The sequence below is a fragment of the Streptomyces sp. NPDC053560 genome (assembly GCF_044544605.1).
In the GTDB taxonomy this organism is placed as follows: Bacteria; Actinomycetota; Actinomycetes; order Streptomycetales; family Streptomycetaceae; genus Streptomyces.
Map to the genome: position 1 here is coordinate 113428 of NZ_JBITXI010000017.1, position 21710 is coordinate 135137.

Sequence of the window (21710 nt, forward strand, 5' to 3'; positions counted from 1 at the left end):
CCGGTGGGGCCGCGGCACGTGGCGATTAGGCTCACGCTCATGTCTCCCGCGAAGAAGCGCCCGCGCAGTTACGACTCCGCCAAGATCCGTGCCGCGGTGACCGCGCAGCTCGGTCACGTACGGGACGCCGTGCGGGAGTTGTCCCCCGAGGACCTCGCCCGCCCGACCCGGCTGGGTGACTGGACCGTGCGGGAGCTGGTCGCCCACTTCGCCATGGCGGTCGACCACGTCCCCGCCGGACTCGAACGCCCCGCCGCGCAGCAGCAGGAAGTGCAGCTCGTCGAGTGGCCGTTCGCGCCCGCCGTGTACGCCGCCTCGGTCGACGAGTACGTGCGGACCCTGGCGGCCGAGCAGGACCCGGTCGCGCTGCTGGACCGGGCGGCCGAGCGGTATGCGGCGCTGGTGCCCGGGGCCGCCGACGACCGGCTGGTGGCGGTTCGGCGGCCCGGGGCGATGCGGCTGGTCGACCTGCTGGTGACCCGCTGCCTGGAGCTGGTCGTGCACACCGACGACCTGGCCGACGCGCTCGGCAAGGAGCTGCCGGTCGACCGGCAGGCGCTGGCCGCCACGGTGCGGCTGCTCGCCGACTCGCTGGCCACGAAGGCGCCGGGCGGTTCGGTGGAGGTGCGGATCCCGCCGTACGCCGTCGTGCAGTGCGTCGAGGGCCCCCGGCACACCCGCGGCACCCCGCCGAACGTCGTGGAGACCGCCCCGCTGACCTGGGTGCGGCTGGCCACCGGCCGTGCGGAGTGGGCGGTGGAGCTGGAGAACGCCACGGTCAGCGCGAGCGGCGAGCGCGCGGACCTCGGCCCGTACCTGCCGGTGCTGTCCTGACGGTGACGGGTACGGGCCGGGGCGCCGGCCGTCAGGCGGCCGGGTACAGCAGCAGCGTGGCGTCGACGCGCTCCCAGGCCGTGCGCAGCTCCCGCAGCAGCGCCTGCTCCGCGCCCGCCCGGTCGGCCTGCTCGCGCGGGTCGGCCGTCAGGTCGAACAGCTGGTCGGTGCCGCCCTTGCCGCGGTAGTACTTCCAGTCGCCGCGGCGCAGCGCCCGTTCGCCGCGTACCCGCCAGAACAGGTCGCGCTCGGGGAGCCGCTCGCCGCGCAGCAGGTGGCCGGCCAGGCTGGTGCCGTCCAGCGGGTACCGGCGGTCGGCACGTGCACCGGCGATCTCCAGCAGGGTCGCGGTCCAGTCCGGCGTGTACACCGGCTCGTGGCTGACCTGGCCGGCGTCCAGCCGCGCGGGCCAGCGGACGAGGGTGGGGACGCGGATGCCGCCCTCCTGGAGCGACGCCTTGTTCCCGGACAGCGGCCATTGGTGGGACCAGCGTTCGCCGCCGTTGTCGCTGGCGAAGAAGACCAGCGTGTCGCGCTCCTGCCCGGTGCGCCGGAGCGTGTCCAGGACCTGGCCCATGGAGCGGTCCAGGTCCTCGACCATCTCCTTGTACTTGGCCAGCGAGCCGCCGTCGCGGTGGTTGAGCGCGCCCTTCTCCCCGGCCCGGATCCGGGCGGTGATCTTCGCGCTCTCGGCCTCGTCGCCGTCCGCGATCCACGGCCAGTGCGGGGTGGTGAAGTTCAGGTTGAGCAGCCAGGGCGCCTGCTCCCCGGCGCGTGCGGTCACGTGGTCGACCGCCCGCTCGGTGAGGATGCGGGTGTAGTACCGCAGGTCCTTGTACTGGGCGTCGCCCTCGTACAGGTCGTACTCCCCGGCCGGTCCCAGCTTGGAGTAGTACTCCAGCGCGCCGCCGAGGTTGCCGAAGAAGGTGTCCCAGCCGGACCGGGTGGGGCTGTAGTCCGGCAGGTAGCCGCAGTGCCACTTGCCGATCAGGGCGGTGGCGTAACCCGCGTCGCGGAGCAGCGAGGCGAGGGTGGGGTGGTGCGGGTCCAGCCCGACGCTGCGGTCGGCGATGGGCTCGGCGAGGCCGCCCTTCGTCCGGCCTGGATACCGCCCGGTGTAGAGCGAGAAGCGGGTGGGGGAGCAGGTCGCCGAGCCCGAGTAGGCCTGGGTGAAGCGGACGCCTTGGCGGGCCAGCCGGTCCAGGTGGGGGGTGCGGATGTCCGGCGAGCCGTAAGAGGAGAGGTCGGCCCAGCCCAAGTCGTCGCCGAGGATGAAAAGGATGTTGGGGCGGCGCGCTGACCGGCCGGGTGCGGCGCGGAACGGCCGCTCCTCGTAGGCGGCGGGGGCGGCGGGCTCCGCGGCCGCGGCCGTACCGGCGGCGACGGTGCCGAGCCCGCCGAGCGCGGCGGCGGCACCGGCTCCGGCGAGGCCGCCGAAGGTCCGGCGGGAGAGCGGGCGGCGGGCGGTATCGGACATGTCGGGCTGCTGGGCGTCGGGCGACGTCACGAACGGGTCCTTTGCTTGAGGAAAGTGGCGACCGTGCGCGCCGCGCCCTCGGCTGAGAAATCCCGATAAATGCAGCCCAATCGCCCCGTCCGTGTGCGTGATGGCCGGGAAGTGACGCTTCTCACCCCATGTAAGGCGGTGATCAAGAGGGCGTGGACCGCTCGGAACGTCGCCGCCGACGCCTTACGGAGAGCCGTCCTGCCTGGTCAGAGTCGGTGCGACGGCAGGCGTGCGGGTCCGCTGGCGGCGGGAGGGCGGCGGCGCGGCGGTGTACGGGATGTACAGAAGGGCGCGCGGCGGAGAGGAGGCGCGAGAGGCGCGCTCAGAGGCAACGACAGATGGCGCTCGCGACGCGACCGAGGTCGACATGGCGGCGCTGCACCAAGAGTTGCGGGGTCTGCACGGTCCTGGATCCTTGCGGTGATCAGGTGTTCACGTCAAGCACATGTCCAAGCTCGGCGACCATCCCCGGTTCGGATGAATCCCGTACCTGCCCTAGACTTCTTGATGTGCGTGGTGACGGACGACTCAACCACGACCTGCTCCCTGGTGAGAAGGGTCCCCAGGACGCCTGCGGCGTCTTTGGTGTCTGGGCCCCGGGAGAAGAGGTCGCCAAACTCACTTATTTCGGGCTGTACGCGCTGCAGCACCGCGGGCAGGAGTCTGCGGGCATCGCAGTGAGCAACGGCTCACAGATCCTGGTCTTCAAGGACATGGGTCTCGTCTCGCAGGTCTTCGACGAGACCTCCCTCGGCTCTCTCCAGGGCCACATCGCCGTGGGCCATGCCCGCTACTCCACCACCGGTGCGTCCGTGTGGGAGAACGCCCAGCCGACCTTCCGTGCCACCGCGCACGGCTCGATCGCGCTGGGGCACAACGGCAACCTGGTGAACACCGCCGAGCTGGCCGAACTGGTCGCCGACCTGCCCCGTGAGGGCGGCCGCGCGACCCAGGTCGCGGCCACCAACGACACCGACCTGGTGACGGCCCTGCTGGCCGGGCAGGTCGACGAGGACGGCAAGCCGCTGACCGTCGAGGAGGCAGCGCCGCGCGTCCTGCCCAAGGTCATGGGCGCCTTCTCGCTGTGCTTCATGGACGAGCACACCCTGTACGCGGCCCGTGACCCGCAGGGCATCCGCCCGCTGGTCCTCGGCCGCCTGGAGCGCGGCTGGGTGGTCGCCTCCGAGACCGCCGCCCTCGACATCTGCGGCGCCAGCTTCATCCGGGAGATCGAGCCCGGTGAGATGGTCGCCATCGACGAGGACGGCCTGCGGAGCACCCGCTTCGCCGACGCCCGCCCCAAGGGCTGCGTCTTCGAGTACGTCTACCTGGCCCGCCCCGACACCGACATCGCCGGGCGGAACGTCTACCTCTCCCGCGTGGAGATGGGCCGCAAGCTGGCCGCCGAGGCGCCCGTCGACGCGGATCTGGTGATAGCGACGCCCGAGTCCGGCACGCCGGCCGCCGTCGGCTACGCCGAGGCCAGCGGCATCCCCTTCGGCACCGGACTGGTCAAGAACTCCTACGTCGGCCGGACCTTCATCCAGCCGTCGCAGACCATCCGCCAGCTGGGCATCCGCCTGAAGCTCAACCCGCTCAAGGAAGTCATCCGCGGCAAGCGCCTGGTGGTCGTCGACGACTCGATCGTCCGCGGCAACACCCAGCGCGCCCTCGTCCGGATGCTCCGCGAGGCCGGCGCGGCCGAGGTCCACGTGCGGATCTCCTCCCCGCCGATCAAGTGGCCGTGCTTCTTCGGCATCGACTTCGCCACCCGGGCCGAGCTGATCGCCAACGGTCTCTCGGTCGAGGAGATCGGCAAGTCCCTGGGCGCCGATTCGCTCTCGTACATCTCCATCGACGCCATGGTCGAGGCGACCACGATCGCCAAGCCGAACCTGTGCCGCGCCTGCTTCGACGGCGAGTACCCGATGGACCTGCCGGACCCGGAGCTGCTGGGCAAGCACCTGCTGGAGGCGGAGACCGAGGGCCGGACGACGTCCGACGTGGACGGCGTCCAGACGCTCACCGCCGGGGTCGGCGGCGCCGACGCGCTGCGTCGCCCGTAGAACCCCTGCAAGACGACACGAAAGCTCTCAGCCATGTCTGCTGAATCTCCTGCCGGCGCCAGCTACGCGAGCGCGGGCGTCGACATCGAAGCGGGCGACCGCGCCGTCGACCTCATGAAGAAGTGGGTCAAGAAGGCCACCCGCCCCGAGGTCGTGGGCGGGCTCGGCGGCTTCGCCGGCCTCTTCGACGCCTCCGCCCTCAAGCGGTACGAGCGCCCGCTGCTCGCCTCCGCGACGGACGGCGTGGGCACCAAGGTCGACATCGCCCGCAAGCTGGGCGTGTACGACACGATCGGCCACGACCTGGTCGGCATGGTCGTGGACGACCTGGTCGTCTGCGGTGCCGAGCCGCTGTTCATGACCGACTACATCTGCGTCGGCAAGGTGTACCCCGAGCGGGTGGCGGCCATCGTGAAGGGCATCGCCGAGGGCTGTGTGCTGGCCGGCTGCGCGCTGGTCGGCGGCGAGACCGCGGAGCACCCGGGCCTGCTCGGCGAGGACGACTTCGACGTCGCCGGCGCCGGCACGGGCGTGGTCGAGGCCGACCGCGTCCTGGGGGCGGATCGCATCCGTAAGGGTGACGTGGTGATCGCCATGGAGTCCTCCGGTCTTCACTCGAACGGGTACTCGCTCGTTCGCCACGTGCTCTTCGACCGGGCGGGCATGGCGCTGGACCGGGAGGTGCCGGAGTTCGGCCGCACCCTCGGCGAGGAGCTGCTGGAGCCCACCAGGATCTACTCGCTGGACTGCCTGGCGCTCACCCGCACCACCGAGGTGCACGCGTTCTCGCACATCACCGGCGGCGGCCTCGCGAACAACCTCGCGCGGGTCGTCCCGGACGGGCTGCACGCCACGATCGACCGCTCCACCTGGACCCCCGGCGCGGTCTTCGACCTGGTCGGCAAGGCCGGCTCGGTCGAGCGCCTGGAGCTGGAGAAGACCCTGAACATGGGCGTCGGCATGATGGCCGTCGTCCCCCAGGAGTCGGTGGACGTGGCGCTCGCCACCCTCGCGGACCGGGGCCTGGAGGCCTGGGTCAGCGGAGAGATCGTCGAGCGCGGCGACCACGCCGAGGCCGTGGCCCTGACCGGTGACTACGCGAGCTGACGCCCGCACCCTCCCGCAGGGCAGCACAGAACCCGGTCCGGGCAAAGCGCCGGACCGGGTCCGCGATACTGCTGTGGCTGCCTTGAGCGCGCGGCGGCGTCAGGCGCGACGACGCTGGTCGGACGAGTTTCCCTCGTCGTCCTCATCGTCATCGTTGTTGTACAGGTCGGCGTACCGTGCGTACGGGTCGTCGTCCTCGTCATCCTCGAACGGCTCACCGTTCGGCGGCTGCTGTGCCGGCTGTTGCGGCGATGCACCCAGCTCTTCGGCCAGGCGTGAGAGATCAGTCCCACCGCTGTTGTACTTCAGCTGGCGGGCGACCTTCGTCTGCTTGGCCTTGGCCCGGCCGCGCCCCATGGCTCGACCCCCTCAACGACGGGGCTCGACGGCCCCAGAGTCTTGACACGCGTTCATGATTCAGAGCGGACTCTCGACGGAGAGTCCGGCCCGTAGGGCTTTAACGGTACCTGCTTCCGCGGCCATACGGTACGTCGCCCGCACCACCGGCCGCCCGGCATGACTCGCGGGACGCCCCGTACCCGCTGGTCAGCTGCGATTTTAACGTGTCATGTCCGGCGACCCGCCGGTGGGTGGTGAGGGATGTCTCCTTCACCACCCACCGAGCGTGTCGCTGTAGGAATTCCACGGTCGGCGCCGGGGCGCCTACGGGGTGGCGTGGATCACGCCGAGCGCGCCTCCGCCATCCTCAGTTCGGCCAGCCGGTCGGCCGCCGCGGCCGGCGGAATGCCGTCCGCCTTCGCACGCGCGAATATTGAAAGTGTCGTGTCGAAGATCTTCCCGGCCTTCATTTTGCAGCGGTCGAAATCGAACCCGTGCAGCTCGTCCGCCACCTGGATGACACCGCCCGCGTTGACCACGTAGTCGGGTGCATAAAGGATTCCGCGATCGGCGAGGTCCTTCTCCACGCCCGGATGGGCGAGCTGGTTGTTGGCCGCGCCGCAGACCACCTTCGCGGTCAGAACCGGTACGGAGTGGTCATTGAGGGCGCCGCCCAGTGCGCACGGCGCGTACACGTCGAGGCCTTCGGTGCGGATGAGCGCCTCGGTGTCGACGGCCGCGCGGACCTGCGGATGATTGGCCAGAATTCGATCCACGGATTCGGACCGTACGTCCGTGATGACCACATCTGCCCCGTCTTCGAGCAGATGTTCGACCAAGTGTCGGCCGACCTTGCCGACGCCGGCGATGCCCACCCTCTTCCCGCGCAGGCTCGGGTCGCCCCACTGGTGCTGCGCGGCCGCGCGCATGCCCTGGAAGACGCCGTAGGCGGTGAGGACGGAGGAGTCGCCGGCGCCGCCGTTCTCCGGCGAGCGGCCGGTGGTCCAGCGGTTGGTCCGGGCGACGACGTCCATGTCGGCGACGTACGTACCGACGTCGCAGGCCGTGACGTAGCGGCCGCCGAGAGAGGACACGAAACGGCCGTAGGCGAGCAGCAGTTCTTCGGTCTTGATCGCTTCGGGATCGCCGATGATCACGGCCTTGCCGCCGCCATGGTTCAGGCCCGCGAGCGCGTTCTTGTACGACATGCCGCGGGAGAGGTTCAGCGCGTCCAGGACGGCTTCCTCCTCGGAGGAGTACGCGTGGAAGCGGGTGCCGCCCAGGGCCGGGCCGAGCGCGGTGTTGTGGATCGCGATCACGGCCTTCAGGCCGCTGGCGCGGTCCTGGCAGAGCACGACCTGCTCGTGGCCGCCCTGATCGGACCGGAACAGCGTGTGCAGCACTCCACTGTCGGCGTGGGAAGGGGAGATCCCCGGCACGGAGTGTGCGGAGACGGGACGTACGTCGGTCACTGTGGTGACTCCCATAGTCGCGGTGGACGCCCTCGGGTCGTTCCCCCCGCTTGTGGCAGGGGAAGCGGGGGGAGGGCCGGTCGTGGGAAGCGTATGACCTTCGGCAGCCGTTGATCGGCACAGTGCGGAGGATCACCCCTTAGTGGGGTACGGGCATGGGACGATTTGCGCATGCCGGGCCGCTCGCGGGGAGGCAACTCCCGGCTTCGCGCCCCTGCTTGGCACACTCCCCTGTGGCGGATTTCCCTCGCGGTCCCCCTCCGGCGGACCCACGGAAGAATGGAGCGGGCGTGGCCCAGGCGTCATCGGTGATGGTCCCGTACGCGGCGTATCTACGGGTCTACGAACCGCTGGCAGCGTTCCCCGAGCCGGAGCGCTCCCACTGGGCGCGGTACGCCAAGCGGGAGTCCGTGCCCACCGCTCAGGACGAGCTGCGGCGCTCGCTCGCCGATCTGCTGCCGACCCCGCCGGTGGCGGTGCCCGTGCACGAGAGCGGCGACGCCTTCATCGCCGATGTGGACGGCGTGACGTGCGTGTGCCCCTGGCGGACGCGGCTGCGGGGCTGGCAGGCGCTGGAGGAGCTGCCCGAGCGGCTTCCCGGGCCGGTGCTGGACGCCGCCCTGCCCCCGGTGGTCCGCCGGCAGGCCGCCGCCGACTATGAGCGGTGGCTGGAACGCAACCCCGACGCCCGCCCCTGGATCCGTACGGCGACCTGGCACGTGCCGGTGCGCTGGTTCGTGCTCTTCACCGACGCCGAGCGGGAGTACACGAAGAGTGACCAAGGGCTCGTGCTGCGTTACCGCACGCCGATGGTCGAGGCCAGGCGCCGGGTCGCACGCGGACTGCGCACGCTCCGTGACGCCCTCGAAGAGGGGCCACTGATCGACGGCCTGGTAGATGTGGGGCGCTGGCTGGAGGAATTCCACCCGCGCGCCCTCGTCGAGCTGGACTACGGAGGACTGGTGCACGCCGTCCCCGAAGGCCGGCTGGCCGAGGACCGTTCCGCCGCGGAAGTGGCGGAGGGACTCGCGGCACTGCGCGAGGGCGACGGGGAGCGCGCCGGCGCGGCGTACGAAAAGCTGTCGGACCGGTGGCGTGAGGTCCGGGAGCGGCAGTACGCCAGCTGACCGCCGGACGTTGGGTGATCATTTTCGGAGGCACGCGTAGTGATGACGCGCGCCCCCGTTGTGCGCCTCCGGCGGGCGCGCCGGCGTATGCCTGAGGGCAGCGGGCGGCAGGCGGTCCCTGAGCGGTGGTTGTGGGGTTTCTGTGCGGTGCTGTCGGTTTACGGTGTCCTGGTTCGGATGTACGGGACGTAGGTCCCGATCCGGACCAAACCGTAAAACAGTGACCTAAAGCACTGACTTCGGGCCTTGCCACCAACTACCACCCTCGTGCCAAAATAGGACAAGGAGCCTGACCGGGGCTCCTTCCGTCCAACTAAGGGCGGATAGATCGGTATTGCACTCCTTGGTGGGACTGGTGACGCCTGATCACGTTGTGACTGATCGTCACAGGGGCGTGACTGTCCGCTATGGCACGGTCCATCGGCTTCCGCCGAGGTTGAACACCTGAGAGGGCAATTCCATCGGTTTGGCCGACGCGGCTGGACAGATGGTGTAGTTGTAGTGCCGAGGACAAGCCGTTCGTCCTATAACCGACTCGGCCCGCGTCCGCCATTTCGGGCAACGCGGGTCAAGGTGCAGAATTTAGAGGAAAGAACCGTGATGGTTCGGTTCTCCCGAGGAGGCCGCTCATGACCGCTCGCACCCCTGACGCCGAGCCGCTGCTTACCCCTGCCGAGGTTGCCACGATGTTCCGTGTCGACCCGAAGACGGTGACCCGCTGGGCCAAGGCAGGCAAGCTCACGTCCATCCGTACGCTCGGTGGACATCGGCGCTACCGCGAGGCTGAGGTCCGCGCACTGCTCGCGGGTATCCCGCAGCAGCGCAGCGAGGCCTGAAAAACCGCATAACCGGGCATTTTCGGGTCCCCCAACCCGTTCGATGCCCATAGAGCACCACATAGCTCCTTATGACGCGGCGCCTGCCCCAACAGGCCCCACGCCCGCAGCACATGGGTACGTCATCGATCGCGCTGGACTCCGCCGGGTCCAGCGCGATCTTTTTTTTGTGCGCTCGTGCGCTCTCCCGTCCGCCCCCGCGCGCCGGCCGGACCTGCACCTCGCGCCGGATCCGCGGTCCCGGCGGTAGCTCTTGGTCACCGCCCACGGGGGACTCTCAGGTAGCGGTCCCGGTACTCGCCGGTACAGCCGTGGGGCTGCCGGGTGGGCGGTGCAATTGCACATATTAAATTGACCACCTGTAGGCGGGGCGTAAGTTCCGCTGATCCCAAAATTCGTACGGTGACACCCGTCACAGGAGTCACTGGTTGTCCCTGTGGCACCCGCTGGGGTAGTGCACAGCGACCTCTTCCACGCCAACAGCCTCTCACCGCACGGGTGCTGACGGAGGCGCCATTGGTCATCGGGGGAGCGGACTTTCGTCCCTGCTCCGCAGCACGCGCGCGGAGATGGCGACGCGGGGGGCCACCCGGAGCGCCGACGGCCGCGAGGAGGGCGTCACGCGCCGCGTACGGGCCGCGGCGGCGATCCTGGGCGATGAAGAGAGCGCGGGAGCGGGGGAGGCCGCAGGTGGCGCCACAGAGACGATCTTGGTCTGTGGAGGGTCCGGAACGCGGTCCAGGGCCAGCCGCAGCAGCCGGCGGCAGACCGGACAGCGCAGGGTGGCGTGCCGGAAGCGCGCGGCGGCGGACAGGTGCGCGCGGAGCAGCGCGCCGGTCGCGTGTTTCCCCGCTGCCGCCATCGCCGCACCTCCCCCGGCTCTCCTTCGTGAGTACCGGCGGCAAGTGCCGTGGTCAAGGGTCCGGGGGGGGAAGGGACACGAGGCCTCGTCCACCGGGGGAGGGGCGCGGGATCCGAACATGTCCGGTCGCCGCGTACGACAGAAGGGCCCGCATCCTGATCGGATGCGGGCCCTTCGCTTGCGGTCCTGACGGGATTTGAACCCGCGGCCTCCACCTTGACAGGGTGGCGAGCACTCCAAACTGCTCCACAGGACCTTGTCGCCGGCGCCCTCTCGGGTGCCTGCGAAGCAAGACTCTACAGCAGGTCAGGGGGTGCGGTCGAACTCGCTGCCGGGGAAGGCCCCGGTGGGCGCCCGGACGTGACCCGGCGCACAGCGCGCGGGGGCGCGGAGCCCTACGGGGCTGCCGCGTCCACCGCCTTCACGATGCGCTTGTCGGAGACCGGGTACGCCGTGCCCAGCGCGTGCGCGAAGTAGCTCACCCGCAGTTCCTCGATCATCCAGCGGATCTCCAGTGCCTGCTGCGGCACCGGCCGGCCCGCCGGGAACTGCTCCAGCAGCCAGCCGAATTCGTCCTGCATCTCCTTCACCTTCGCCATCCGGGAGCGGTCCCGCTCGGCGTTGGTGGGCATCTGCTGGAGCCGGCGGTCGGCGGCGACGAGATACCGCATGAGGTCGGGCAGCCGCTTGGCGCCGTGCTCGGTGACGAAGCCCGGCTTGATGAGTGCGTTCAGCTGCTCCCTGACGTCCGTGACCGAGGCCAGCAGTACGGGGGAGGAGGTGTCCTTCAGCCGCCGCTCGCACGCCTGCCAGGCCGCCAGCACCTCGCGCACCTGCTGCACGGTCTTCATCGTGGCGTCGACCAGGTCGGCCCGCACCGCGTCGAAGAGCTTCCGGAAGCCCTCCTCGTCCCAGGCCGGACCGCCGTGCGCGGCGATCAGCCGGTCGGCCGCGGCGGTCACGCAGTCGTCGAAGAGCGACTGGATCGAGCCATGCGGATTGCTGGAGAGCGCCAGCTTCTGCTGGTTGCTGAGCTTGCTTTGCGCGAACTTGGCCGGGTTGGACTGGATGTTGAGCAGGATGAGGCGGCGGGTGCCGGCCCACATCGCGCTCCGCTGCTCCGCCTCGGTGTCGAAGAGCCGTACGGCGACCGAGGAGCCCTCGTCCACCAGCGCCGGGTACGCCTTGAGCGGCTGGCCGGCGCGCCGCGTCTCGAAGGTGTGCGGCAGCGTGCCGATGGTCCAGGCGGTCAGGCCGGTGCGCTGCTCCGGGCCCGTAGGGCCGTCGTCCGCCGCACCCTTGCCGGGCTGCCCGCCCTTCTTCTGCGCCGACTGCTTCTGGGCCGCCTGCTCGAAGGCTTTGGAGATGGCTTCCCGGGTCTTGGGTTTGAGCTTCAGCCGCAGCGCTTCGAGGTCCTTGGCCTCGGCCAGCTTGCGCCGCCGCTCGTCGACCACACGGAAGGTGATCTTCAAGTGGTCCGGCACCTTGGACAGGTCGAAGTCGGACGCCTCGAAGGGCACGCCGACCATCCGGCGCAGCCCCGCCGCCAGCGACGTCGTCAGCGCGCCCTGTAGGGGCACCGCCCCGTCCAGGAAGCGGGCGGCGAAGTTGGGCGCGGGGACGTAGTTGCGCCGGATCGGCTTGGGCAGAGACCGGATCAGCTCGGTGACCAGCTGTTCGCGCAGGCCGGGGATCTGCCAGTCGAAGCCCTCGGCGGAGACCTGGTTGAGCACCTGGAGCGGGATGTGCACGGTCACGCCGTCCGCGTCGGCGCCCGGCTCGAACTGGTACGTGACCTTGAACTTCAGCTTTCCCTGCCGCCAGGAGTCCGGGTAGTCGTCCTTGGTGACGGCCTCGGCGGTTTCGTTGATGAGCATCGAGTGCTCGAAGTTGAGGAGTTCGGGCTCCTCCGTGCGCTTCTTCTTCCACCAGGAGTCGAAGTGCGCACCGGACACGACGTGTTCGGGGATGCGCTGGTCGTAGAAGTCGAAGAGCGTCTCGTCGTCCACGAGGATGTCGCGGCGCCGGGCGCGGTGCTCCAGCTCCTCGACCTCGCCCAGCAGCTTGCGGTTGTCGTGGAAGAACTGGTGGTGGGTCCGCCAGTCGCCCTCGACCAGGGCGTTCCGGATGAACAGGTCGCGCGAGATCTCCGGGTCGATCCGGCCGTAGTTGACCTTGCGCTGGGCCACGATCGGTACGCCGTAGAGCGTCACGCGCTCGTACGCCATCACCGCGGCCATCTTCTGTTCCCAGTGCGGTTCGCTGTACGTCCGCTTCACCAGGTGCTGGGCGAGCGGCTCGACCCACTCGGGCTCGATCTTCGCGTTCACCCGCGCCCACAGACGGGACGTCTCGACCAGCTCCGCCGACATGATCCAGCGCGGCGGTTTCTTGAAGAGCGCCGAGCCGGGAAAGACCGCGAACTTGGCGCTGCGGGCGCCCAGGTACTCGTTCTTCGCGTCCGTGTCCTTCAGCCCGATATGCGAGAGCAAACCGGCGAGCAGCGACGTGTGGATGCGCTCGGGGGCCGCGTCCTCCTCGGCGAGGTGGATGCCCATCGTCTTGGCGACCGTACGCAGCTGCGTGTAGATGTCCTGCCACTCGCGTATCCGCAGGTAGTTCAGGAACTCGTTGCGGCACATGCGGCGGAAGGCGGACGAGGACAGCGCCTTCTGCTGCTCCCTGACGTACCGCCAGAGGTTCAGGTACGCCAGGAAGTCGCTGGTCTCGTCCTTGAAGCGGGCGTGCTGCTGGTCGGCCTGCTGCTGTTTGTCGGCGGGCCGCTCGCGCGGGTCCTGGATGGACAGCCCCGCGGCGATGACCATGACTTCGCGTACGCAGCCGTTGCGGTCGGCCTCCAGGACCATTCGCGCGAGCCGCGGGTCCACCGGCAGCTGCGAGAGCTTGCGGCCCATCTGCGTGAGCCGCTTCTTCGGATCCTTCTGCTTCGGGTCGACCGCGCCGAGCTCTTCGAGGAGCTGCACGCCGTCCTTGATGTTGCGGCGGTCCGGCGGATCGATGAAAGGAAACTTCTCGATGTCGCCGAGGCCGGCCGCCGTCATCTGCAGGATGACCGACGCCAGGTTCGTCCGCAGGATCTCGGCGTCGGTGAACTCCGGCCGGGACTCGAAGTCCTCCTCCGAATACAGCCGGACGCAGATGCCGTCGCTGAGCCGGCCGCAGCGGCCCTTGCGCTGGTTGGCGCTGGCCTGCGAGATCGGCTCGATCGGCAGCCGCTGCACCTTCGTGCGGTAGCTGTAGCGCGAGATGCGGGCCATGCCCGTGTCGATGACGTACCGGATGCCCGGCACGGTCAGGGAGGTCTCGGCGACGTTGGTCGCCAGCACGATGCGGCGAGTGGAGTGGCGCTGGAAGACGCGGTGCTGCTCGGCGTGCGAGAGGCGCGCGTACAACGGCAGTACCTCGGTCTCGCGCGCCAGTGCGCCGCCCCGGTTCAGGCGTTTCGTCAGCGCGTCCGCGGTGTCCCGGATCTCCCGCTCGCCGGAGAGGAAGACCAGGATGTCGCCCGGCCCCTCGGCCTGCAGCTCGTCCACGGCCTCGCAGATGGCGCTGACCTGGTCCCGGTCCGCGTCCTCCGCGCCTTCCTCCAGCAACGGGCGGTACCGCACCTCCACCGGGTACGTGCGGCCGCTGACCTCGATGATCGGCGCGTCCCCGAAGTGCCGGGAGAACCGTTCCGGGTCGATCGTCGCGGAGGTGATGACGACCTTCAGGTCCGGGCGCTTCGGCAGCAGCTGCGCCAGGTAGCCGAGCAGGAAGTCGATGTTGAGGCTGCGCTCGTGCGCCTCGTCGATGATGATCGTGTCGTACTGGCGCAGCTCGCGGTCCGTCTGGATCTCGGCGAGCAGGATGCCGTCCGTCATCAGCTTGACCAGCGTGTCGCCGCCTACCTGGTCGGTGAAGCGGACCTTCCAGCCGACCGCCTCGCCCAGCGGGCTCTTCAGCTCCTCGGCGACCCGCTCCGCGACCGTACGGGCGGCGATCCGGCGCGGCTGGGTGTGGCCGATCAGGCCCTGCACCCCGCGGCCCAGCTCCAGGCAGATCTTCGGGATCTGCGTCGTCTTGCCGGAGCCGGTCTCACCCGCGACGATCACGACCTGGTGGTCGCGTATCGCCTCCAGGATGTCGTCCTTCTTCTGGCTGACCGGCAGCTGCTCCGGGTACGTGATCTCCGGAACGGCGGCCCGGCGCTGCTCGACGCGGAGCTGCGCTTCGTCGATGCCCTGGGCGATCTCGGCCAGCACCGCGGCCCGCGCCTCGGGCTTGCGGATCCGGCGCGCGCCGTCGAGGCGGCGGCCGAGTCGCTGCTGGTCACGCAGCATCAGCTCGGGCAGCTGCGCCAGGAGTGCGGGCAGGGCGGGAGCACCCTCGGGCGTGACACCCCTGGGCGCGGCGGAGGCAGGCTGACTGGACATACGCGATCCAGGATCTCACCTCGCCGAAACGCCTGGCGAACGAATTGCGGCCGGGCGGCCCCGAGGAGGGGCGATCGCGGCCGGATCCGGGCGTTCGGCGGGCGCCGGCGCAGCCCGTAGGGAATGTCCGTGATGGGTGCTTTAGCGTGTTCGTATGTCCGATGATCACGACGCCGAGCCCGCCGACCGTGCCGCAGCCGCCGATCGCGCGGCATCCGCCGACCGTGCGTCCGCAGACCCTGCCGCGTCCGCCGACCGTGAGGCATCCGCCGCCGGCGGAGCGACCGGCGGCCACGAAGCGCACGGGGCGCACGGGGCGCATGCCCGGCCCCGGACCGCGGGCGAGAAGTGGGCGGCCTTCAAGAGGTCGCCGTTCCTGCCCGCGACCGTCCTGATCTTCATCCTGGCGGCCGCCGCCGGACTCTTCGCCGGCTCGTACACCCTCTCCATGGCCAACCCGACGCCGCACCGCATCCCCACGGCGCTCGTGGGCGCCCCGGACGACGCCCGCGGCAAGGCGTTCGTCCAGGGCATGGAGAAGGCCCTGAACGCGTCGCTGGAGCTGCACGAGTACCGGACGTACGCACAGGCCCGCGAGGCGGTCGACGAGCAGAAGGCGTTCACGGTCATCAGGGTGGACGGCTCGGGCGTACGCATGGACCTCGCCAGCGCCTCGGGCGCCTCGGTGAGCCAGCTGCTCCAGCAGGCCGCGCCGCAGGTCGCCAAGAAGGCGGGTGTCCCGGTCACCCTCAAGGACATCAAGCCGGTGCAGCCCGGCGACCCGCGCGGCCTGGCGCTCTTCTACGTCTCCCTGGCCGCGGTGATCATCGGCTTCGTCGGCGCGATCCAGCTGAGCGTGCACGCCCGCGCGCTCAACCCGGCCGAGCGGATCGCGTTCACCCTCGCCTACGCCCTGCTCGGCGGGTTCTCCATCGCCGCGGTGGTCGACTGGCTGCTGGGCGCGCTGACCCTGCCCTTCGTGCACTCCTGGCTGATCCTCGCGTTCACCATGTTCACGTCCGGCATGGTCTTCACGATGTTCAACACCTTGATCGGCCGCTGGGCGATGGTGCCGACCTGGGGCCTGATGGTGCTGCTCGGCAACCCCTCGTCCGGCGGCGCCGTCTCCTGGCCGCTGCTCCCGTCCGTGCTCGGCCACATCGGCCAGTGGCTGCCGCCGGGCGCCTCGGTGAACGCCCAGCACACGGCCGTCTACTTCCCAGGCCACCAGCACGTCTTCCCGTACCTGGTGCTGGCCGGCTGGTCCCTGCTGTCCTGCACGGTCTTCTGGCTCTGGCGCCACCGCCACCCGGGCGGCCGCCCCACGGCCCCGGCCCACGCGGCGACCTGACCGGGGCGCGCCCCGCACCCGGAGCCGGACACAACGAAAAACCCCGGGAAGCGAACTTCCCGGGGTTTTCACGGAGTGGCTGGGGCCGGGGTCGAACCGGCGACCTTCCGCTTTTCAGGCGGACGCTCGTACCAACTGAGCTACCCAGCCACGCAGTCTCAGAAAGACTGCAGCGGTCCTGACGGGATTTGAACCCGCGGCCTCCACCTTGACAGGGTGGCGAGCACTCCAAACTGCTCCACAGGACCAAGCTTTGTGCGAGCACTAGTCTCGCACAGGGTGTTGCGTGCCCCCAACGGGATTCGAACCCGTGCTACCGCCTTGAAAGGGCGGCGTCCTGGGCCACTAGACGATGAGGGCTGATGGCCCACCTGGGCGCTTTGTCGGCGCCGTCGGGGACGTGAGAAGCATATGGGATGCGGGGACGGTTCGCCAAAACGGTTTACGAAGAGGGGCTCGGTGAGGTCCTCGAAGGCGTGGGCGACGGGGTGGCGCCGGGCCGGTTGTCGGCCGGGAGATGGCGGCTGACCTGGGCTTTCGAGAGGCCCAGTCCGCCCAGGGTGATCTCGTCCCAGGCCTGGAGACGCCGCGAGTCGCGATCCATGTAGAGCACCGAGGCCTGCACCTGTTCGGGTGTCGCGCCTTCGACAGCGCGCAGTCCGCCGCCTCCCGTGGAGCCCTCGATCATCAGCCGGGTGCCCTTCGGGAGGACGCGCGTGTCGCGGTGGTGGACATGGCCGGAGAGCGTCAGCGGGACCAGCCCGTCGGTTTCGGTCGCGGCCACCGGGTTGTGGGCCAGCGCGATGTCGGCGGGGGTACGGGCCCGGGTGAGCGTGCGCAGGGTGTCGGCCAGGCGCCGCCCCGAAGTGCGCTCCACGCGGTCCCCCGAGGCGGCCACCGAGCGGTCCGGGGTGAACTGCGGGTCGCCGATGCCCACGATGCGCAGCCCTCCGGCGCGCACGGAGGTGCCCTCGTCCACGACCTTCACGTTCTTCAGCTTCTTGTTCTGCGCGAGGTACTTCTGCGTCTTCATCGAGTCGTGGTTGCCGCGCACCCAGACGTAGGGGGCGCCGAGCCTGCCGATCGGGTCGAGGAACTTGTTCTCGGCGGCCGAGCCGTGGTCCATGGTGTCGCCGGTGTCGATGATCACGTCGATGTCGTACTGCTCGACCAGAGACCTGATGATCTGCCAGGCGGCCGGGTTCAGATGGATGTCGGAGACGTGCAGGACGCGGACCGTGGAGGGGTCCGGCTGGTACGCGGGCAGGGTCGAGGTCGCGTCGTAGAGCTTGGTGACGTTCGTGACCAGCCGGGCCAGCTCCTTCTGGTAGACGTCGAACTCGCTCACGATGGAGCGGGCGTTGCCCACCACGGAGGGCGCGGAGGACAGCAGCCCCGAGAAGCGCGGCTCCAGGACGGACTTGGGGTTCCAGGTGGCGTACGCGACGCCCCCCGAGGCGGCGAGCAGCACGAGAGCGAGGCCGCCGGCGGCCAGTGCGCGGCGCGGCCTGCGGTACACCGCGAGGCCCAGCGCCGTCGCCCCGGAGACCACCGCGACGCAGGACCTCAGGGCGAGGTCGGCGGTGCCGCGCTCGACGTCCCGGGTGACCTCGGCCTGAAGCCCGGAGAACCGCTCCGGGTGGTCGACCAGCTCCTGGGCGCGTGCCGGGTCCAGCTGGTCCACGTCGACGTCGAGCCGTATCGGGGCGTGGTGGCTCTGGAGGTCCAGCGCGCCCAGCGGGGGCACGTTGATCTTCGTGCCGCCGCTGACGGACGGGCGCAGGGCCATGGTCGTGTCCACGGGCCCGACGGGGGTCCGGACGCTGCCGACGATCAGCAGGCCGAGCCAGGCGCCGAGCAGGGTCACGACGATCAGCCCGAGGGCGCGGGCGTACGGGTGCGGAGTGTGCGTCAGGGCGAAGGTGGGGGCCTGGTGGTGGGCGCGGTAGTGCCGCAGGACGGCGGCGGGGGCGCTCCGGACGCGCTCGTACGCGGTGCGGAGCAGCCGGAGCACGGAGGAGCCCGGGGACGGCCCCCCGGACGGCGCGGTGCGGGCCATTGTGCCCGTATGCCCGTCTGTGCGGCCCGTTATGCCGGGGGTTGCGGCATACGTGGGTGGGGAGGCGGAATTCGTGGGCGTACGCGGTGGCCATGTGCCGGAGCGCGTGCGGGGGCGAGGTACGGGGGTGCGTGCGGGAACGCGAGGGACGTGTCCGGCGTGAGGGCGGGGCCCCGAGCGGGCCCGTGACCCACAATGGGCGCGTGCTGGAGATGACGCGCGAGGAGTTCGAGGAACTGGTCGGCGAGGCGCTGGACCGGATCCCGCCGGAGCTGACCCGCTTGATGGACAACGTCGCCGTGTTCGTCGAGGACGAGCCGCCGGCGGACGACCCCGACCTGCTCGGGCTCTACGAGGGGACGCCGCTGACCGAGCGGGGCGAGTGGTACGCGGGCGTGCTGCCGGACCGGATCACGATCTACCGGGGCCCGACGCTGCGGATGTGCGACACCCGGGAGGACGTGGTGGCCGAGACCGAGGTCACGGTCGTGCACGAGATCGCCCACCACTTCGGCATCGACGACGAGCGGCTGCACGCCCTCGGGTACGGCTGAGCGGGCGGCGCCACCCGCGCCACCGGACGGCTGCCCGCACCGCGCCCCGGTAGGGCGACACGCCGTGCTCCGGGGCGTGCGGGATCCGGCGGGCCGGGGTGTGTCCCGGGCGTGTCCTCCGGTGGGCGGCGGGAGTTGGGCAGGGCATCAGTCCCGCGTGTCCGCTCCGGATCCGGAGGTCCCGTCCGTGCGTCGCCCGCTCCCCGCCAGTCGCCCGTCCCAGCCCGCAGCCCCGGCCGCCGTGCCGTCCGTCCCGCCCCTGTCCTCCGTCTCCTCCGCCTCGTCGCCCGCCTCGGCCGACGGGTCCGCCTCGCCCCGTACGGCGCCGCGTACGGCCCGCTCCCTGGCCCGGACGGCCGCCGTGGCCGCGGCGGCCTCCGCCTTCGCCATGTCGCTCACCGGCTGCATGAGCGTCAGCGACGACGCGCCGAAGCCCAAGTCCTCCGGCCCGGCCGCCGGGCACCACGGCAGCGACGCCCAGCCGGACGGCGGCTCGGCCGAGGCGCCCGGCGCCGGGCCGCGCCGCATGGGCCGTTCCGGGGCGCCCATGGAGGACCGGGACCGCGCCACGCCCTCGGACGACGCGGAGCCGTCGGCCGACGGGAAGAGCTCGCCCGGAGAGCCGGCGGGCAGCGGCACCCCGGGCGGCGGCCGGCCGGGGTCGGAGAGCCCCACGGAGGACAGCCCGCCCCGCCTGGCCCCGCCGCGCCCCTCCGGCTACCCGAAGCCCACGCCCACCCCCTCCCGCACGGCCCCGGCGCCGGACCCGACGCCCACCCCGAGCCAGGACCCGCCGCCGAGCAGCCCCGAACAGACCGGCCCGCAGTCGGGCTCCCCGGCCTCCGCCTCGGAGCCCGGGAGCGGCGGCTCCCAGTAGGGCGCCGGGCCGCCCCGGAGAGGGCGCCGAGCGGCCGCCTTCGGGGGGCGAGGATCGGCCTTCGACCGGCGATAACCGGACGACCGCCGGCGCCGGGAGGGTCCTGTCGGCACCGCATTTGCCTTCAGGGGTATCGGGTGCGTATGGTGGTAGATCGTTTGATCCCATTTGCCCGGCGCCCAGCGGATCCCCTTCACCGAAGAGGACGAAGCGCGCCGCGAGGCGCGTTCTCTCCTTACCGTGGCTGACCGCATTGAGGCGGTCTTTTGTGAAACAACACGGAGTTTGGGCGCGTGCCGAGACTCCGGAAGGTTTCGCATTTCGCATGTCCGTTTCCACTGATCAGTCCGCCATGCTCGCGCACGACGAGCAGGCCCCCGTCGACGTCGAGCAGGTCGTCGGCCACGACGAGCAGGTCACGGCCCCCGAGGCCGTCACCGAGGAGCCGCAGGCCCCCGAAGAGCCGCAGATCACGTTCGCCGACCTCGGCCTGGACGAGAAGATCGTCCGCAAGCTGGCGCAGAACGGTGTCACCACCCCGTTCCCGATCCAGGCGGCGACCATCCCGGACGCCATCTCCGGTCGCGACATCCTCGGCCGCGGCCGCACCGGCTCCGGCAAGACGCTCTCCTTCGGCCTGCCGCTGCTGACCCGGCTGGCCGGCGGCCACACCGAGAAGAAGCGCCCGCGCGGCGTCATCCTCACCCCGACCCGTGAACTCGCCATGCAGGTGAGCGACGCGCTGCAGCCGTACGGCGACGTCCTCGGCCTCAAGCTGAAGGTCGTCTGCGGCGGCACCTCGATGGGCAACCAGATCTACGCCCTGGAGCGCGGCGTCGACATCCTCGTCGCCACCCCGGGCCGGCTGCGCGACATCATCAACCGCGGCGCCTGCTCCCTGGACAAGGTCGAGGTCGCCGTCCTGGACGAGGCCGACCAGATGGCCGACCTGGGCTTCCTGCCCGAGGTCACCGAGCTGCTGGACCTGGTGCCGACCGGCGGCCAGCGGATGCTCTTCTCCGCGACGATGGAGAACGAGATCGGCACGCTGGTCAAGCGCTACCTGACCGACCCGGCGACCCACGAGGTCGACGCGGCCCAGGGCGCGGTCACGACCATGACCCACCACGTGCTGGTCGTGAAGCCGAAGGACAAGGCGCCGGTCACCGCCGCCATCGCCGCCCGCAAGGGCCGCACGATCATCTTCGTCCGTACGCAGCTGGGCGCCGACCGCGTCGCCGAGCAGCTGTGCGACTCGGGTGTGCGCGCCGACGCGCTGCACGGCGGCATGACCCAGGGCGCGCGTACCCGGACCCTGGCCGACTTCAAGGACGGTTACGTCAACGTCCTGGTCGCCACCGACGTCGCCGCGCGCGGCATCCACGTCGACGGCATCGACCTGGTCCTGAACGTGGACCCGGCCGGTGACCACAAGGACTACCTGCACCGCTCCGGCCGTACGGCCCGCGCGGGCCAGTCCGGCACGGTCGTGTCGCTGGCCCTGCCGCACCAGCGCCGGCAGATCTTCCGCCTCATGGAGGACGCGGGCGTGGACGCCTCGCGTCACATCGTGGGCGGCGCCGGCCAGTTCGACGAGGACGTGGCCCGGATCACCGGCGCCCGCTCGCTCACCGAGGTGCAGGCCGAGTCGGCCGCGAACTCCGCCAAGCAGGCCGAGCGCGAGGTCGCCGACCTGACCCGCGAGCTGGAGCGGCTGCAGCGCCGCGCCGCCGAGCTGCGCGAGGACGCGGACCGGCTGACCGCCAAGGCCGCGCGCGAGCGGGGCGAGGACCCGGAGGCCGCGGTACAGGCCAAGGCCGAGGCGGAGGCCGCTGTGGAGGCGGAGACCGCCGCGCAGCCCGAGGTGTCGCTGCCGGCCCAGACCGCGCGCGCCGCCGAGGACGACGACACGCAGCGTCGCTCCACGTACCGCGACGAGCGGGGCAACTACGAGCGCCGGGACCGCCGTGACGACCGTGGTGGCCGTTCGTTCGACCGGAACGACCGCAACGACCGTGGTGACCGGGGCGGCGACCGTGGCGGCTTCAACCGCGACCGCCGTGACGACCGTGGCGGCTTCCGTCGCGATGACCGCAACGACCGTGGCGGCTTCCGCCGTGACGACCGTGGTGGCCGTTCGTTCGACCGGAACGACCGCAACGACCGCAACGACCGTGGTGACCGGGGTGGCGACCGTGGCGGCTTCAACCGCGACCGCCGTGACGACCGTGGCGGCTTCCGTCGCGATGACCGCAACGACCGTGGCGGCTTCCGCCGTGACGA

The 21710-nt window shown here is 70.9% G+C and carries 17 protein-coding genes and 4 tRNA genes; 9 read left to right on the forward strand and 12 right to left on the reverse strand.

The annotated features are described in order from the left end of the window. The first annotated feature begins 39 nt into the window (after positions 1–39). Positions 40–834 carry a sterol carrier family protein gene (locus ACIGQF_RS33530; protein ID WP_399718295.1) on the forward strand — a complete coding sequence of 265 codons (795 nt, stop codon included), beginning with the start codon at positions 40–42 and terminating at the stop codon, positions 832–834. A 31-nt stretch (positions 835–865) separates the two neighbouring features. On the opposite strand, the gene ACIGQF_RS33535 is transcribed toward ACIGQF_RS33530, so the two are convergent. Beyond that, on the reverse strand, positions 866–2311 hold the full coding sequence (locus ACIGQF_RS33535) for a sulfatase (protein ID WP_399718398.1): 1446 nt from the start codon (positions 2309–2311) through the stop codon (positions 866–868). Positions 2312–2663: 352 nt separating this feature from the next. Further along, positions 2664–2744 (reverse strand): putative leader peptide, encoded by an 81-nt coding sequence (locus tag ACIGQF_RS33540; RefSeq protein ID WP_361553951.1) that lies wholly within the window; start codon positions 2742–2744, stop codon positions 2664–2666. A 106-nt stretch (positions 2745–2850) separates the two neighbouring features. Here ACIGQF_RS33540 and purF point away from each other — a divergent pair, with 106 nt between their 5' ends. Further along, the gene (gene purF / locus ACIGQF_RS33545; RefSeq protein ID WP_399718297.1) at positions 2851–4407 is read left to right on the forward strand and encodes an amidophosphoribosyltransferase; all 1557 of its coding nucleotides are present in this window, start codon (positions 2851–2853) and stop codon (positions 4405–4407) included. A 33-nt stretch (positions 4408–4440) separates the two neighbouring features. Beyond that, positions 4441–5514: a phosphoribosylformylglycinamidine cyclo-ligase gene (purM, locus tag ACIGQF_RS33550; RefSeq protein ID WP_399718299.1), complete on the forward strand. Its 1074-nt coding sequence runs from the start codon at positions 4441–4443 to the stop codon at positions 5512–5514. Between the two features lie 99 nt (positions 5515–5613). On the opposite strand, the gene ACIGQF_RS33555 is transcribed toward purM, so the two are convergent. Then, on the reverse strand, positions 5614–5871 hold the full coding sequence (locus ACIGQF_RS33555; RefSeq protein ID WP_399718302.1) for a DUF3073 domain-containing protein: 258 nt from the start codon (positions 5869–5871) through the stop codon (positions 5614–5616). A 323-nt stretch (positions 5872–6194) separates the two neighbouring features. Beyond that, on the reverse strand, positions 6195–7340 hold the full coding sequence (locus ACIGQF_RS33560) for a Leu/Phe/Val dehydrogenase (RefSeq protein WP_399718304.1): 1146 nt from the start codon (positions 7338–7340) through the stop codon (positions 6195–6197). Positions 7341–7615: 275 nt separating this feature from the next. Here ACIGQF_RS33560 and ACIGQF_RS33565 point away from each other — a divergent pair, with 275 nt between their 5' ends. Next, positions 7616–8452 carry a hypothetical protein gene (locus ACIGQF_RS33565; protein WP_399718306.1) on the forward strand — a complete coding sequence of 279 codons (837 nt, stop codon included), beginning with the start codon at positions 7616–7618 and terminating at the stop codon, positions 8450–8452. Positions 8453–9081: 629 nt separating this feature from the next. Next, a complete protein-coding gene (bldC, locus tag ACIGQF_RS33570) occupies positions 9082–9288 on the forward strand; it encodes a developmental transcriptional regulator BldC (RefSeq protein ID WP_003949541.1) in 207 nt (68 codons plus the stop codon). A 520-nt stretch (positions 9289–9808) separates the two neighbouring features. On the opposite strand, the gene ACIGQF_RS33575 is transcribed toward bldC, so the two are convergent. The 3 genes from ACIGQF_RS33575 to hrpA all read right to left on the reverse strand — a co-directional run bounded on the left by ACIGQF_RS33575 (position 9809) and on the right by hrpA (position 14586). Beyond that, entirely contained in the window at positions 9809–10150 is a 342-nt protein-coding gene (locus ACIGQF_RS33575) for a DUF6274 family protein (RefSeq protein ID WP_399718309.1), read from the reverse strand. 181 nt (positions 10151–10331) lie between these two features. Then, positions 10332–10406 (reverse strand) — tRNA-Asp (locus ACIGQF_RS33580). A 139-nt stretch (positions 10407–10545) separates the two neighbouring features. Beyond that, complete coding sequence (hrpA, locus tag ACIGQF_RS33585; protein ID WP_399718311.1) at positions 10546–14586, reverse strand: ATP-dependent RNA helicase HrpA; 4041 nt, start codon at positions 14584–14586, stop codon at positions 10546–10548. A gap of 154 nt (positions 14587–14740) precedes the next feature. Here hrpA and ACIGQF_RS33590 point away from each other — a divergent pair, with 154 nt between their 5' ends. Further along, the gene (locus tag ACIGQF_RS33590; protein ID WP_399718314.1) at positions 14741–15937 is read left to right on the forward strand and encodes an ABC transporter permease; all 1197 of its coding nucleotides are present in this window, start codon (positions 14741–14743) and stop codon (positions 15935–15937) included. A gap of 76 nt (positions 15938–16013) precedes the next feature. Here the strand turns inward: ACIGQF_RS33590 and ACIGQF_RS33595 are convergent. From ACIGQF_RS33595 to ACIGQF_RS33610, 4 genes are all read right to left on the reverse strand, one after another. After that, a tRNA-Phe gene (locus ACIGQF_RS33595) sits at positions 16014–16087 on the reverse strand. Positions 16088–16110: 23 nt separating this feature from the next. Continuing rightward, positions 16111–16185 (reverse strand) — tRNA-Asp (locus ACIGQF_RS33600). Between the two features lie 39 nt (positions 16186–16224). After that, positions 16225–16297, reverse strand: a tRNA-Glu gene (locus ACIGQF_RS33605). A gap of 82 nt (positions 16298–16379) precedes the next feature. Beyond that, positions 16380–17996, reverse strand: a complete 1617-nt coding sequence (locus tag ACIGQF_RS33610) for a metallophosphoesterase (protein ID WP_399718317.1) — start codon at positions 17994–17996, stop codon at positions 16380–16382. A gap of 203 nt (positions 17997–18199) precedes the next feature. Between ACIGQF_RS33610 and ACIGQF_RS33615 the strand changes: the two genes are divergently transcribed. Further along, positions 18200–18550 carry a metallopeptidase family protein gene (locus tag ACIGQF_RS33615; protein ID WP_361553795.1) on the forward strand — a complete coding sequence of 117 codons (351 nt, stop codon included), beginning with the start codon at positions 18200–18202 and terminating at the stop codon, positions 18548–18550. Positions 18551–18697: 147 nt separating this feature from the next. On the opposite strand, the gene ACIGQF_RS33620 is transcribed toward ACIGQF_RS33615, so the two are convergent. Then, the gene (locus ACIGQF_RS33620) at positions 18698–18958 is read right to left on the reverse strand and encodes a hypothetical protein (protein WP_399718320.1); all 261 of its coding nucleotides are present in this window, start codon (positions 18956–18958) and stop codon (positions 18698–18700) included. On the opposite strand from ACIGQF_RS33620, the gene ACIGQF_RS33625 reads away from it, so the two are divergent. Next, complete coding sequence (locus ACIGQF_RS33625) at positions 18957–19427, forward strand: hypothetical protein (protein ID WP_399718323.1); 471 nt, start codon at positions 18957–18959, stop codon at positions 19425–19427. The genes ACIGQF_RS33620 and ACIGQF_RS33625 overlap by 2 nt on opposite strands. A gap of 325 nt (positions 19428–19752) precedes the next feature. Next, on the forward strand, positions 19753–21710 hold a 1958-nt coding region (locus ACIGQF_RS33630), incomplete at its 3' end, for a DEAD/DEAH box helicase (RefSeq protein WP_399718326.1).